Annotated in this window: 12 protein-coding genes; 4 read left to right on the top strand and 8 right to left on the bottom strand. The window is 66.4% G+C overall.

Annotation, left to right across the window (positions count from 1 at the left end):
- Positions 1 to 57: 57 nt before the first annotated feature.
- Both AzCIB_RS04425 and pmbA read right to left on the bottom strand, forming a co-directional pair.
- Entirely contained in the window at positions 58 to 1,140 is a 1,083-nt protein-coding gene (locus AzCIB_RS04425) for a TRAP transporter substrate-binding protein (protein ID WP_050414778.1), read from the bottom strand.
- Positions 1,141 to 1,288: 148 nt separating this feature from the next.
- Entirely contained in the window at positions 1,289 to 2,629 is a 1,341-nt protein-coding gene (gene pmbA, locus AzCIB_RS04430) for a metalloprotease PmbA (protein WP_050414779.1), read from the bottom strand.
- A gap of 60 nt (positions 2,630 to 2,689) precedes the next feature.
- Here pmbA and yjgA point away from each other — a divergent pair, with 60 nt between their 5' ends.
- A complete protein-coding gene (gene yjgA / locus AzCIB_RS04435) occupies positions 2,690 to 3,268 on the top strand; it encodes a ribosome biogenesis factor YjgA (protein ID WP_050414780.1) in 579 nt (192 codons plus the stop codon).
- A gap of 16 nt (positions 3,269 to 3,284) precedes the next feature.
- Positions 3,285 to 3,875: a molybdopterin adenylyltransferase gene (mog, locus tag AzCIB_RS04440; RefSeq protein WP_050414781.1), complete on the top strand. Its 591-nt coding sequence runs from the start codon at positions 3,285 to 3,287 to the stop codon at positions 3,873 to 3,875.
- Between the two features lie 9 nt (positions 3,876 to 3,884).
- Here the strand turns inward: mog and msrQ are convergent, their stop codons facing one another.
- The 4 genes from msrQ to AzCIB_RS04460 all read right to left on the bottom strand — a co-directional run bounded on the left by msrQ (position 3,885) and on the right by AzCIB_RS04460 (position 6,891).
- Positions 3,885 to 4,565, bottom strand: coding sequence for a protein-methionine-sulfoxide reductase heme-binding subunit MsrQ (msrQ, locus tag AzCIB_RS04445; RefSeq protein WP_050414782.1), 681 nt, complete (start codon positions 4,563 to 4,565; stop codon positions 3,885 to 3,887).
- Between the two features lie 8 nt (positions 4,566 to 4,573).
- The gene (gene msrP / locus AzCIB_RS04450; RefSeq protein ID WP_050414783.1) at positions 4,574 to 5,518 is read right to left on the bottom strand and encodes a protein-methionine-sulfoxide reductase catalytic subunit MsrP; all 945 of its coding nucleotides are present in this window, start codon (positions 5,516 to 5,518) and stop codon (positions 4,574 to 4,576) included.
- A gap of 99 nt (positions 5,519 to 5,617) precedes the next feature.
- Complete coding sequence (locus AzCIB_RS04455) at positions 5,618 to 6,385, bottom strand: anti-sigma factor family protein (RefSeq protein WP_050414784.1); 768 nt, start codon at positions 6,383 to 6,385, stop codon at positions 5,618 to 5,620.
- 2 nt (positions 6,386 to 6,387) lie between these two features.
- Positions 6,388 to 6,891, bottom strand: coding sequence for a sigma-70 family RNA polymerase sigma factor (locus tag AzCIB_RS04460; RefSeq protein WP_050414785.1), 504 nt, complete (start codon positions 6,889 to 6,891; stop codon positions 6,388 to 6,390).
- A 261-nt stretch (positions 6,892 to 7,152) separates the two neighbouring features.
- On the opposite strand from AzCIB_RS04460, the gene aroG reads away from it, so the two are divergent.
- Positions 7,153 to 8,238 (top strand): 3-deoxy-7-phosphoheptulonate synthase AroG, encoded by a 1,086-nt coding sequence (aroG, locus tag AzCIB_RS04465; RefSeq protein WP_050414786.1) that lies wholly within the window; start codon positions 7,153 to 7,155, stop codon positions 8,236 to 8,238.
- A gap of 69 nt (positions 8,239 to 8,307) precedes the next feature.
- On the opposite strand, the gene AzCIB_RS04470 is transcribed toward aroG, so the two are convergent.
- Complete coding sequence (locus AzCIB_RS04470) at positions 8,308 to 8,859, bottom strand: cob(I)yrinic acid a,c-diamide adenosyltransferase (RefSeq protein ID WP_050414787.1); 552 nt, start codon at positions 8,857 to 8,859, stop codon at positions 8,308 to 8,310.
- 176 nt (positions 8,860 to 9,035) lie between these two features.
- On the opposite strand from AzCIB_RS04470, the gene alaS reads away from it, so the two are divergent.
- Positions 9,036 to 11,657 carry an alanine--tRNA ligase gene (alaS, locus tag AzCIB_RS04475; protein WP_050414788.1) on the top strand — a complete coding sequence of 874 codons (2,622 nt, stop codon included), beginning with the start codon at positions 9,036 to 9,038 and terminating at the stop codon, positions 11,655 to 11,657.
- A gap of 157 nt (positions 11,658 to 11,814) precedes the next feature.
- Here the strand turns inward: alaS and AzCIB_RS04480 are convergent, their stop codons facing one another.
- The gene (locus AzCIB_RS04480; protein ID WP_050414789.1) at positions 11,815 to 13,206 is read right to left on the bottom strand and encodes a phosphomannomutase/phosphoglucomutase; all 1,392 of its coding nucleotides are present in this window, start codon (positions 13,204 to 13,206) and stop codon (positions 11,815 to 11,817) included.
- Between the last annotated feature and the right edge of the window lie 54 nt (positions 13,207 to 13,260).

The raw sequence follows: 13,260 nt of genomic DNA on the forward strand, positions 1-13,260 counted from the left end.
CGGCGCGCGAGACCGGGGGCAGGGACCGGTGCGGTCCGCCCCCATGCTGCCGGCGGATCAGAGCTTCTGTGCCGCCATGTACTGGTCGTAGCTGCTCTCGGCGATCCCAGTCCACTGGTACTGATCCTTCATGAAGCGGGAGTAGTCGTCGTAGATCTTCTTCCAGTTTGGATTCTTGTCGTTCAATTCGGCATAGACCTCGCGCGAGGCCTTGAATGCTGCATCCATCACGTCCTTGGGCAGGCGGCGGAGCTTGGCGCCTTCGGAGATCAGCTGCTTGAGCGCCGGCGGATTGCGTGCGTCATAGCGCGCCTGGGTGATGACATGCGACTCGGTGGCAGCGGCGCGTACCACTGCCTGGTATTCCTTCGACAGCCCGTTGAAGGCCTTGGCGCCGACGTACAGGGTGGTCTGGGCGCTGCCTTCCCACCATGCCGGGTAGTAGTAGTAGGGCGCGACCCGGTACAGGCCGAGCTTGAGGTCGTCGTGCGGGCCGACGAATTCGGTCGCGTCGAGCGCGCCCTTTTCCAGCGCCGAGTAGATTTCGCCCGCGGGGATGTTCTGCGAGACCACGCCGAGCTTCGCCAGCACGCGGCCGCCGAAGCCGCCGACGCGGAACTTCAGGCCGTTAAAGTCGGCGACCGACTTGATCTCCTTGCGGAACCAGCCGCCCATCTGCGCTCCGGTGTTGCCCATCGGGAAGCTGATGATGTTGTACGGGGCGTAGAACTCGCGCAGCAGCTTCCCGCCGTTGCCGTCGAACATCCAGGCGTTGAGCTGGCGCTCGTTCATGCCGAACGGGATCGCGCAGTCGAACGCGAAGGCTTCGTCCTTGCCGAAGAAGTAGTACGGGGCGGTGTTGGCGCACTCGATCGTGCCCTGCTGGATCGCGTCGACGACGCCGAAGGCGGGGACGAGCTCGCCCGCGGCATGCACGGTGACCTGGAACTTTCCGCCTGTCAGCTCCGATACGGTCTTGGCGAACACTTCGGCCGCGCCGATCAGGGTGTCGAGCGATTTCGGGAAGCTCGAGGCGAGGCGCCAGCGGATGTTTTCCTGCGCATGGACGATTGCCGGTGCGGTGCCGCTGGCGAGCACGCCGGCAAGGCCGGCCCCTTTGAGAAACTTGCGACGTTCCACGATCTCTCCTTGTTATCCGTGCGGGATTCGAGACAATGACATTAGGATGGTCCGGGGTGCGATGCGGTCGCCCCGGATCGCGCGCCGAATCATAGCCCAGCACGATGGAATTGCCACGACTGCGGTGGCGGTCACGCGCCGGAAGCGCTCAGTGTCCGGCGACCTTCATGCGCTCGATGAGGATCGAGCCGCACAGTTTCGAGCCGCGCGGCAGCGCGTCGTTGCCGATGGCGACGATGTTGCGGAAGATGTCGCGCAGGTTGCCGGCGATGGTGATTTCTTCCACGGCGTGCTTGATCTTGCCCTTCTCGACCCAGAAGCCCGCCGCGCCGCGCGAGTAATCGCCGGTGACGTAATTGACGCCCTGGCCGAGGAGTTCGGTGACGACTAGGCCGCGATCCATGTGCTTGACCAGCGCGGCGAAGTCCATGTCGCCCGGCTTGACGATGAGATTGTGCGAGCCGCCCGCGTTGCCGGTGGTCTGCAGGCCGAGCTTGCGCGCCGAGTAGGTCGACAGGAAATAGCCCTGCAGCACGCCGTCGGTGACGACTTCGCGGTCGTGCGTGGCCACGCCGTCGCTGTCGAAGGCGCTGGAGCCGAAGCCCTTGGGCAGGTGCGGGCGCTCGGAGATATTCACGAGGGGCGAGAACACGGGCTGGCCGAGGCTGTCGAGCAGGAAGGAGGATTTACGGTACAGCGAGCCGCCGCTCACTGCATACACGAAGTTGCCGATCAGCGACACGGCGAGCGCCGCGTCGAACAGCACGGGCACTTCGCAGGTCTTGATCTTCTTCGCGCCGAGGCGCGCGAGCGCACGTTCGGCGGCGCGCTGGCCGACCGATTCGGCCGACATCAGCTCGGCGGCGTCGCGGCGCGTGTCGTACCAGTATTCACGCTGCATGCCGTCGCCTTCGCCGGCGATGACCGAACACGACAGGCTGTGGCGCGAGCTGGCGTAGCCGCCCATGAAGCCGTTGCTGTTGGCGGAGACGAAGTGCGATTCCTGCGTCGAGACGCTGGCACCTTCGGAATTCGTGATCTTCGGGCTGGCCGCGAAGGCAGCGTCCTCGCAGCGACGTGCGGCGGTGATGGCCTCTTCGACGCTCGGGCGCCACGGGTGGTGCAGGTCGAGGTCGGGGCAGTCCGTGGCCATCAGCGCGGCCTCGGCGAGTCCGGCGCAGGGGTCGGGGGCGGTGAAGCGTGCGATCGAAACCGCCGCGTCGACGGTGGCCTTGAGGGCTGCTTTCGAGAAGTCCGACGTGCTCGCGTGGCCGCGCTGCTGGCCGAGGTAGACGGTGACGCCGATGCCCTTGTCGCGGTTGTACTCGATCGTGTCGACTTCGCCCTTGCGCACCGTCGCGGACTGGCCGAAGCCTTCCGAGACGTCGGTTTCGCAGGCCGACGCGCCGCGCTTCTTCGCGAACTTGAGGATGTCGCTGGCGATTTCCTGCAGGCGGTCGGAGGGGAAGGAGAAGCCTTGATCGGACATGGGGGGAGACCGTTGAGCAAAGGCTATAATCTTACCCCGTTCCCACCGACTGTACTTTCCATGAGCCACGCCCACCACGACGAGATGCTTCCGGACGACGATTCGGGCGTTCCGGAGCCGCCCAGCAAGAGCCAGCGCAAACGCGACATGCATGCGCTGCAGGATCTGGGTGAGCAGCTGGTGGCGTTGTCGCTGGACCAGCTGAAGAAGGTGCCGATGTCCGAGTCGCTCGCCGATGCGGTGCGCGAGGCGAAGCGCACCACCAGCCACGAGGGGCGCCGGCGCCAGATGCAGTATGTCGGCAAGCTGATGCGCAACGTCGATCCGGCGCCGATCCAGGCGCAGCTGGACGTCTTCAACGGCATCTCGAAGGCGGAGATCGCACGCCAGCACCGGCTGGAGCGCCTGCGCGTCGATCTGCTCGAAGACGAGAAGACGCTGCAGGCGATCGGCGAGTTGTGGCCGGAGGCGGACTTCCAGCAGCTGCGCACGCTGCGCCGCAACGCGCTCAAGGAGCGCGAGCTGAACAAGCCGCCGCGCGCTTTCCGCGAAATTTTCCGCATCCTGCGCGATCTGGATGCCGGGGCGGGCGACGGTGGCGGCGAGGACCCCGCGGCCGACGATGCCGCCGACGAATAAGCCGCAGGGAGATGCAATGAGCGACGAAATCACCATCGGCCTGGTCTCGATCAGCGACCGGGCTTCCGACGGGACCTACGAGGACCAGGGCATCCCGGCGCTGAAGGACTGGCTCGCGAAGGCGCTGACTTCGCCGTGGCGTGCGGAGACGCGGCTGATTCCGGACGAACGGCCGATGATCGAGCGCACGCTGCTCGATCTCGTCGACACCGTGGGCTGCTCGCTGATCCTGACGACCGGCGGCACCGGGCCGGCCGTACGCGACGTGACGCCGGAGGCGACGCTGGCGGTGGGCGAGAAGGAGATGCCCGGTTTTGGCGAGGAGATGCGCCGTATCAGCCTGAACTTCGTGCCGACGGCGATCCTGTCGCGGCAGGTCGCGGTGATCCGCGGCAAGTCGCTGATCGTGAACCTGCCGGGGCAGCCGAAGTCGATCCGCGAGACGCTGGAAGGCTTGCGTGCGGCCGACGGCTCGGTCGCGCACGTCGGCATCTTCGCAGCGATTCCCTACTGCATCGACCTCATCGGCGGGCCTTACGTCGAGACCGACGAGGCCGTGATCAAGGCTTTCCGGCCGAAGAATGCGATCCGGCCGAAGCAGGACTGAGTCACATACCTAGCGCAACGACTTCATTACGAGCGGGATGACCTTCCCGCCCGGCATCGGGCGCGGCATGCTCGCGGCGATCTGCCGGCGGCGTTCCAGCTCGCGCCACCAGCCGCGCATGCCGAGCAGGGCGGCGAGGGTCAGGCCGTAGATCATCGGTTCGAGGATGTCGGCCTTCACCAGCCACCAGTAATGCACGATCGCGAGGATGCCGATCGCGTACACGGAGCGGTGCAGCGACTGCCAACGACGTCCGCCGAGGCGCCGGATCGCGTAGTTGTTCGACGTGACAGCGAGCGGGATCAGCAGCACGAAGGCGGCGAAGCCCACAGTGACGAAGGGCCGCTTCATGATGTCGTGCGCGATCGATTGCAGGTCGAAGAACTGGTCGAGCCAGAAATACGTCGTGAAGTGCAGACTGGCGTAGAAGAATGCGAACAGACCCAGCATGCGGCGCAGACGCAGCAGCCAGTTGAGTCCGCTGAGCTTGCGCAGCGGCGTGACGGCGAGCGTGATGAGCAGGAAGCGCAGCGTCCAGTCGCCGCTGCCGCGCGTGATCGCCTCGATGGGATTCGCGCCGAGGGCGTCGTCTAACCAGCGCTGCGTGTAGAGCGCGAACGGTACGAGGCACAGGGCAAACAGCAGGGCCTTGATCGCGGCGAGCTGGGCGGCGGACGGGGTCTTTGTCATCGGGCGGGTCAGAAGAGCTTGCGCAGGTCCATGCCCTGGTACAGGCTCGCAACCTGTTCGGCATAGCCGTTGAACATCAGCGTCGAGCGCTTGCGGAATTCGCCTATCCGTCGCTCGGTCGCCTGGCTCCAGCGCGGGTGGTCGACGTTCGGGTTCACGTTCGAATAGAAGCCGTACTCGCTCGGCGCGGACTTGTTCCACGCGGTGCGGGGTTCCTTGTCGACGAGACGGATCGCGACGATCGATTTTGCGCTCTTGAAGCCGTATTTCCACGGCACGACGACGCGCACCGGCGCGCCGTTCTGGTTCGGCAACACCTCCCCGTACAGGCCGAGCGTGAGCAGCGTCAGCGGATGCATCGCCTCGTCCATGCGCAGGCCCTCGGTGTAGGGCCAGTCGAGCACCGGGCGGCGCAGCATGATCTTCGGGTCGTAGTGGGTGATGAACTCCACGTACTTCGCGCTACCTTGCGGATCGACCTGCCTGAGCAGCGCCGACAGCGGAAACCCGACCCACGGGATCACCATCGACCACGCCTCGACGCAGCGCAGGCGGTAGATGCGTTCCTCGAGCGGCGCGAGCTTGAGCAGGTCGTCGATGTCGAAGGTGCGAGGCTTGCCGGCCAGTCCCTCGACGCGCACCGCCCACGGGCGCACCGTCAGCTTGCCGGCGTTCGCGGCGGGGCCTTCCTTGTCAGTGCCGAATTCATAGTAGTTGTTGTAGGTCGTGACCGACTTGTACGGCGTCTGGGTCTCGTCGCTGCTGAATGGCGAACGCGTCAGCGGGTCGAGCTTGGCCGCGGCGGCGCGTGCTTCGGATGGAAGGCCGGCCCACATCGCGGCACCGGCGGCGAGGGTCGCGCCGGCGCCGATGAGGAAGCGCCGCCGGTCCTCGAACAGGGCTCGTGGGGTGATTTCCGACGGCAGGATGTCGCTGAGCCTGAGGATTAGCATTGCGTCACGTCATGGGGAGAAAGATTGCTCATTCGGCATCTGCGTGATGCCGAAGTTCCGGCTAATTGGGGAATTTGGCCCGCGCGATGCGGGCGACCGTCAGGGAGCGATCTGGTGATAGACGCTGTTCGCAAGCGGCAGCAGCGTGTCGCGGCCGAACTGGCCGGACAGGGCGTAGGCGAAGCGGCCGTCCACCCAGTAGAACACGCCCACGTCGCCCTGCTGCGCGTAGCGGAACGCGGTCGTGCCGGCGCTGTCGTCGCGCACGCTGAGGTACAGCGTGAGGCGGCGGCCGCCGTCGTTCTCGTACATGAATTGGGCGCCGGGACCGTCGGTCGCCGGCAGCAGACGTCCGCCGAGCAGCGCGAAGCCCTGCTCGCGCAGGTCGGGCAGTTTCACCGGGGCCCCGAGGCGCTTCGTCAGCCAGGCGACGAGATGCTGTTCCTGGTCCGCGCCGACTTCGACGGGATGGCGGACTTCGGGCGAATACACCGCGTGGGCGACCGCGGCGCGATGCGGCAGGGATGCGAGGGTGTCGCTATCGGGGCCGGAGGCCTGACCCAGGTGGTAGCCGACCCCCGCGCCAGCAAGCGCGCCGACGGTCATCCAGGCGGCAACGGCGGCGAACCGGAGCGTCCGCGCAGGCCGGCGCCGTTCGAGCGAGGCACGCAGGCGTGACGGGACAGGCTCGGCGAGGAGCGGATCGTAGGCGCTGCGCAGCGCTTCGCTGTCCGAGCGCCACCCCTCGATGCGCGCGGCGCGTGCAGGATCCTCGGCCAGCCAGGCGTCGACCTCGGCGCGGCGGGCGGCGTCGAGTCGCCGGTCGACCCAGGCGTGGAGATCGTCTTCGCAGATCGGGCGGGGCATGGCTATTTCACAACCTTCAGATAATCGGGTACGGCGGATTGTCCGGCGAGCACCTGACGCAGGCGCTCGCGCGCGCGCGACAGGCGCGACATGACGGTGCCGATGGGCGTGCCGAGGATGCGGGCGGCGTCCTCGTAGCTCATGTCTTCCAGCGCGACGAGCAGCAGCACTTCGCGCTGCTCGGGGGATAGCTGCTGCAGCGCGCGTTCCAGTTCGCGCAACTCGATGCCGTCCTGCTGTTGGGGGCGCACCGCGACCTCGGGCAGGTCTTCGGGGGGACGGAAGTCCATGGCGCCCGCGGCGCGGTACTGGTTCACAAACACGTTGTGCATCATCGTCAGCAGCCAGGCGCGCAGGTTGCCCGGCCGCCACAGTCGCCCTTTGATCAGGGCGCGTTCCAGCGTGTCCTGCACGAGGTCGTCGGCACGTGCGGCGTCGCCCGTCAGGCCGCGCGCATAGCGGCGCAGGCGCGGAATCTCGGCGAGAAGGGCGTCGTCGGAGAACATGCGAGGCAGCGGTCAGGGGCGGGTGGTGTGCCGCGCGTCGTTGACGCCGTCGTCGGAGATGTCGCCGGACAGGCGGCGCGTGTTCATGATCGGGCTCCTCGATGGCGGCTGGTAATGCATGAACAGGTCTGCCGCGGGGTTTATTCCGCCGCGGCTCCGTCGCCCGCGGTCGAGCCGTGTCACGTGGCCCGGAGGCACGGCGGACGCCAATCTTCGGCTAGAATCGAACGCTTGCCAACGCCACTCTGCAGAGTTTTCGCCATGTCCGCTTCAGTCAAGATCCACATCGACGACGTCCGCATCAAGGAAATCAAGGAGCTGGTGCCGCCCGCGCACGTGCTGCGCGAGTTTCCGGCGACCCCGAAGTCGGCGGAAGTGGCGTACGAGGCGCGTCAGGCGATCCATCGCATCCTGTACGGCGCTGACGATCGCTTGCTGGTCGTGATCGGACCGTGTTCGATCCATGATCTCGACGCGGCGCTCGAATACGGGCGCAAGCTGAAGGCCGAGGCGGCCCGCTTCAAGGACGAACTCCTCGTCGTGATGCGCGTGTATTTCGAGAAGCCGCGCACCACGGTCGGCTGGAAGGGGCTGATCAACGACCCGTATCTGGACAACAGCTTCCGCATCAACGAAGGCGTGCGCATTGCACGCAAGTTGCTGTGGGAAATCAACGAGATGGGTCTTCCGGCCGGGACCGAGTTCCTCGACATGATCACGCCCCAGTACATCGGCGACCTGATCTCGTGGGGGGCGATCGGTGCGCGCACGACCGAGAGCCAGGTGCACCGCGAGCTCGCGTCGGGGCTGTCGTGCCCGGTCGGGTTCAAGAACGGTACCGACGGCAACGTGAAGATTGCCGTCGATGCGATCAAGGCCGCGCAGTCGCCGCACCATTTCCTGTCGGTGACCAAGGCCGGGCATTCGGCGATCGTCTCCACGATGGGCAACGAGGACTGCCATCTGATCCTGCGCGGCGGCAAGGCGCCGAACTACGATGCGGCGAGTGTCGACGCGGCGTGCAAGGAACTGGCGGCGTCAGGGGTGCCGGGCAAGGTCATGATCGACTTCTCGCATGCCAACAGCCGCAAGCAGCACCGGCTGCAGATCGACGTCGCACGCGATGTCGGTGCACAGATGGCGGCAGGCGAGGATCGCATCATTGGCGTCATGGTGGAGTCGCACCTGAAGGACGGGCGCCAGGATCTGGTGCCGGGCAAGGAGCTCGAGTACGGCAAGAGCATCACCGATGCGTGCATCGGCTGGGAGGACAGCGTGGCCGTTCTCGAGATCCTTGCCGAGGCGGTGCGCCAGCGGCGCGTGAGCCACGGCGCCGATCTGGAATAAGGCGGGTTTCCGCGCCGGAGTGTTCCGGCGCGGATAAATGTTTCCGTCGCTCCTGCCGGCCTGTCCGGGTCAGGCGTTCTTGCGCTTCTGCCACAGCACGTCGCCGCGGCCGCCGGCGCGGTTGAGCACGCGGCCGAGCACGAACAGCAGGTCCGAGAGACGGTTGAGGTACTGGCGCGGACCGTCGTTCACCGCCTCCTCCAGCGCCAGTGCGACCAGCGAGCGTTCGGCACGCCGGCAAACCGTGCGTGCGTGATGCGCGAGCGCGGCGGGGCGGGCGCCGCCGGGCAGGATGAAGTCCTTGAGCGGCTCCAGCGGTTCGTTGAAGCGGTCCAGTTCCTGTTCGAGCTTCTCGACCTGCTTCGTCGTGATCATGCTCATGCCCGGGATGCACACTTCGCCGCCGAGGTCGAAGAGGTCATGCTGCGCGTCGGTCAGCAGCGAGCGCACGTCCTCGGGCAGTTCCTCGCACAGCAGCACGCCGATGGCGGCATTGAGTTCATCGACTTCCCCGAGGGCATGGATGCGCAGGCTGTTTTTCGACACGCGCTTGCCGTCTCCCAAACCGGTGGTGCCGGCGTCGCCGGTGCGGGTGTAAATCTTCGAAAGTCGATGTCCCATGGGGTTGATCCGTTATTTTGAGCTGGAAAGGCCGAAATTATAGGCGATGGCTGCGCTGCGCATGGGGCTGGGCGTCGCCTGTGCCCGTTTCATCGGCTTACCGGGCGGGCATCGGTTAGAATCGTCGCTTCCGAACGACGCGGCGCCGATGCGGGCCGCACAACCGAATGCCAGCCATGAAAAGCGCCGAAATCCGCGAGAAATTCCTCAAGTTCTTCGAGTCGAAAGGCCACCAGATCGTTGCCTCCAGTTCGCTGGTGCCGCACGAGGATCCCACCCTGCTGTTCACGAACGCGGGGATGAATCAGTTCAAGGACGTGTTCCTGGGCTTCGACAAGCGTCCGTACTCGCGCGCGACGACCTCGCAGAAATGCGTGCGCGCCGGCGGCAAGCACAACGACCTCGAGAACGTCGGCTACACGGCGCGGCATCACACCTTCTTCGAGATGCTGGGCAACTTCAGCTTCGGCGATTACTTCAAGCGCGATGCGATCGCTTATGCGTGGGAGCTGCTGACCGGGGAATTCAAGCTGCCGAAGGACAAGTTGTGGGTCACGGTGTACGCCGAGGATGACGAGGCCTACGACATCTGGACCAAGGAAGTGGGCGTGCCGGCCGAGCGCGTGATCCGCATCGGCGACAACAAGGGCGCGCGCTACGCGTCGGACAACTTCTGGATGATGGGCGACACCGGTCCCTGCGGTCCGTGTACAGAGATCTTCTACGACCACGGCCCCGAGATCTGGGGCGGGCCCCCGGGATCGCCCGAGGAGGACGGCGACCGCTACATCGAGATCTGGAACAACGTGTTCATGCAGTTCAACCGCGACGAGGCGGGCGTGATGCATCCGCTGCCCAAGCCCAGCGTTGACACCGGCATGGGGCTCGAGCGCGTCTCGGCGGTGCTGCAGCATGTGCATAGCAACTACGAGATCGACCTGTTCCAGACCCTGATCAAGGCTGCGGCGCGCGAGACGAAAGTTGCAGACCTCGACAGCCCGAGCCTGAAGGTGCTGGCCGACCATATCCGCGCCTGCTCCTTCCTCATCGCCGATGGCGTGATTCCCGGCAACGAGGGGCGCGGCTACGTGCTGCGCCGGATCATCCGCCGCGCGATCCGTCACGGCTACAAGCTGGGCGCGCGGGCGGCGTTCTTCCATCGCCTCGTCGCGGATCTGGTCGTCGAGATGGGCGAAGCCTATCCTGATCTGAAGACCGCGCAGGGACGCGTCGCCGAGATACTCAAGCAGGAGGAGGACCGCTTCTTCGCGACGATCGAGAATGGCATGACCATCCTCGAGGCGGAACTGGCGGCGATGGCTGCGGCCGACGTGAAGGTGTTCAACGGCGAGACGGCGTTCAAGCTGCACGACACCTACGGTTTCCCGCTCGACCTGACCGCGGACGTGTGCCGCGAGCGCGACGTGACCGTCGATGCGGTGGCCTTCGACGCGGCGATGACGCGCCAGAAGGAGCAGGCGCGTGCGGCCGGCAAGTTCAAGATGGCGGCGAACCTCGACTACGACGGTCCGGCGACGACCTTCCACGGTTACGAGCGGCTGGAGGAGCGCGGCAACGTGCTGGCGCTGTACAAGGATGGCGCGCCGGTGAATGAGCTGGTCGAGGGCGACATGGGCGTCGTGGTTCTGGACAACACGCCGTTCTATGCCGAATCGGGCGGCCAGGTCGGCGACCGCGGCGAGCTGCGCGGCGCGGTCGGCATCTTTGCGGTCGAGGACACGCAGAAGATCCAGGCCACGGTGTTCGGCCATCATGGCGTGCTGAAGACGGGCCGGCTGTCGGTCGGGCAGGGTGTGGCGGCGAAGGTCGATGCGGCGGCGCGTGCGCGCACGCAGCGCAATCACTCGGTCACGCACCTGATGCACAAGGCGCTGCGCGAGGTGTTGGGTGCGCACGTGCAGCAGAAAGGGTCGCAGGTCGATCCGGACAAGACGCGCTTCGACTTTGCGCACACTGCACCGATGACGCCGGAGGAGGTCCGCGAGGTGGAGGAGCTCGTCAATGCCGAGATCCTCGCCAATGCGGCGACCGACGCACGCGTGATGCCGATCGAGGATGCGCAGAAGACGGGCGCGATGATGCTCTTCGGCGAGAAGTACGGCGACGAGGTGCGGGTGATGTCGATCGGTTCGACGCGGGAGTTGTGCGGCGGCACGCACGTCGCGCGCACGGGCGACATCGGCCTGTTCAAGATCCTGTCGGAAGGCGGTGTCGCGGCCGGCGTGCGCCGCGTCGAGGCGGTGACGGGCGAGCTGGCGCTGCACTACGTGCAGGAGCAGGAGCGTCGCGTGCAGGGCGTGGCGGCGTTGTTGAAGGCGCAGCCGGACGAGGTCGCCGAGCGCGTCGCGGCGGTGCTGGACAATGTGCGTGCGCTGGAGAAGGAGCTTGCGCGGCTGAAGTCGAAGCTGGCGGCCAGCCAAGGCGACGATCTGGTGGCCCAGGCGACCGACGTGAAGGGCATCAAGGTGCTGGCGGCGATGCTGGACGGTGCCGACGTGCCGACCCTGCGCGAGACGATGGACAAGCTGAAGGACAAGCTGAAGTCGGCGGCGATCGTGCTGGCGTCTGCGGCCGACGGCAAGGTGAGCCTGATTGCGGGCGTGACGGCGGACCAGACGGGCAGGGTGAAGGCCGGGGAGCTGGTGAACTTCGTCGCACTGCAGGTCGGCGGCAAGGGTGGCGGGCGACCCGATATGGCGCAGGCGGGCGGCACCGAGCCGTCGAAGCTGCCGGCAGCGCTGGCGGGGGTCGCGGATTGGGTGGCCGGCAAGCTGTAAGCGCCCGGTTCCTCGCAAAGCCTTGAAAAAGCCCCGTCGGTCTTTGGCCGGCGGGGCTTTTGTACTTCTTTACTGCGGAAAGGAAAAGGCCCCGATCCCCGGTGGTTGCCGGTGATCGGGGCCTTGTGTTTGTTGTTATTGTTGTTATCGGATGTTCTTAGAACGGCAGCTTGAGGCCGGGCCAGATCTGATCGATCGCGCTGCGGAAGGCGTGCTGGATGCGGGCGATCGCTGCCTCGTTGTCAGCTTCGAATCGTAGCACGACGACTGGCGTCGTGTTCGACGGACGTGCGAGTCCGAAGCCGTCGGCGTATTCGACGCGCACGCCGTCGAGGGTGATGATTTCGGTGGCGCCGTCGAAGCGGGCGGCTTCCTTGAGGCGGCGCACGAGTTCGAAGGGTTCGCCCTCAGCCATCTTGATATTGAGCTCGGGCGTGCTGACGGCATCGGGGAGGCCCTTCAGTACGGCGCTGGGGTCGGCGTGGCGCGACAGGATCTCCAGCAGCCGGGCGCCGGCGTAGAGGCCGTCGTCGAAGCCGAACCAGCGTTCCTTGAAGAACACGTGGCCGCTCATCTCGCCGGCGAGCGGAGCGCCGGTTTCCTTGAGCTTGGCTTTCACGAGGGCGTGGCCGGTCTGCCACATCGTCGGCTTGCCGCCGTGCTGGCGCACCCAGCCGGCGAGGTTGCGGGTGCATTTGACGTCGTAGATGATCTCGCCGCCCGGCACGCGCGACAGCACATCGGCCGCGAACAGCATCAACTGGCGGTCCGGGTAGATGATTTGGCCGTCCTTGGTGACGACGCCGAGGCGGTCGCCGTCGCCGTCGAAGGCGAGGCCCAGTTCGGCGTCGGTTTCCTTCAGGGCACGGATCACGTCCTGCAGGTTCTCGGGCTTGGACGGGTCGGGGTGGTGGTTCGGGAAGGTGCCGTCGACCTCGCAGAAGAGTTCGACGGTTTCGCAGCCGAGGCGGCGGAAGAGTTCGGGCGCGATAGCGCCGGCGACGCCGTTGCCGCAGTCGATGACGATCTTCATCGGGCGGGCGAGCTTGACGTCGGAGACGATGCGTTCGAGGTAGGCGTCGACGACGTTCTCCTGGCGCAGCTGGCCGGCGCCGTGTGCGAGGTCGTTGTCGGCGATGCGGCGGCGCAGGTCCTGGATCAGGGGGCCGTACAGCGTCTGACCACCCAGCACCATCTTCAGGCCGTTGTAGTCGGGCGGATTGTGGCTACCGGTGACGCTGACGCAGGAGTCGGTGCCGAGCTGGTAGGCGGCGAAGTAGGTGAGCGGGGTGGGTACGCAGCCGATGTCGACGACGTCTACGCCCGCGGCGCGGATGCCGTCGGACAGTGCGCCGGCGAGCTCGGGGCCGGAGAGGCGTCCGTCGCGGCCGACGGCGATCGCGCGCTGGCCGCGCGCCACGGCTTCGGAGCCGAGGGCGTGGCCGATGGCGCGTACCGCGTCGGCGGTAAGGGTGCTGTCCACGATGCCGCGGATGTCGTAGGCCTTGAAGATTTCAGCTGCCGGGACGGTGTAGGAGGTCGAAGTCATGTTCGGCGTGTTCTTGTGCAGAGGTCGGGTTCAGGACCGGGCCGGACGCTCGTG

It is taken from the genome of Azoarcus sp. CIB (assembly GCF_001190925.1).
In the GTDB taxonomy this organism is placed as follows: domain Bacteria; phylum Pseudomonadota; class Gammaproteobacteria; order Burkholderiales; family Rhodocyclaceae; genus Aromatoleum.

What these genes read in the sequence shown, in the direction of transcription:
- pmbA (WP_050414779.1), bottom strand. Translation starts at nt 2,629, where the DNA reads ATGTCCGATCAAGGCTTCTCCTTCCCCTCCGACCGCCTGCAGGAAATC.
- yjgA (WP_050414780.1), top strand. Translation starts at nt 2,690, where the DNA reads ATGAGCCACGCCCACCACGACGAGATGCTTCCGGACGACGATTCGGGC.
- mog (WP_050414781.1), top strand. Translation starts at nt 3,285, where the DNA reads ATGAGCGACGAAATCACCATCGGCCTGGTCTCGATCAGCGACCGGGCT.
- msrQ (WP_050414782.1), bottom strand. Translation starts at nt 4,565, where the DNA reads ATGACAAAGACCCCGTCCGCCGCCCAGCTCGCCGCGATCAAGGCCCTG.
- msrP (WP_050414783.1), bottom strand. Translation starts at nt 5,518, where the DNA reads ATGCTAATCCTCAGGCTCAGCGACATCCTGCCGTCGGAAATCACCCCA.
- AzCIB_RS04455 (WP_050414784.1), bottom strand. Translation starts at nt 6,385, where the DNA reads ATGCCCCGCCCGATCTGCGAAGACGATCTCCACGCCTGGGTCGACCGG.
- AzCIB_RS04460 (WP_050414785.1), bottom strand. Translation starts at nt 6,891, where the DNA reads ATGTTCTCCGACGACGCCCTTCTCGCCGAGATTCCGCGCCTGCGCCGC.
- aroG (WP_050414786.1), top strand. Translation starts at nt 7,153, where the DNA reads ATGTCCGCTTCAGTCAAGATCCACATCGACGACGTCCGCATCAAGGAA.
- AzCIB_RS04470 (WP_050414787.1), bottom strand. Translation starts at nt 8,859, where the DNA reads ATGGGACATCGACTTTCGAAGATTTACACCCGCACCGGCGACGCCGGC.
- alaS (WP_050414788.1), top strand. Translation starts at nt 9,036, where the DNA reads ATGAAAAGCGCCGAAATCCGCGAGAAATTCCTCAAGTTCTTCGAGTCG.
- AzCIB_RS04480 (WP_050414789.1), bottom strand. Translation starts at nt 13,206, where the DNA reads ATGACTTCGACCTCCTACACCGTCCCGGCAGCTGAAATCTTCAAGGCC.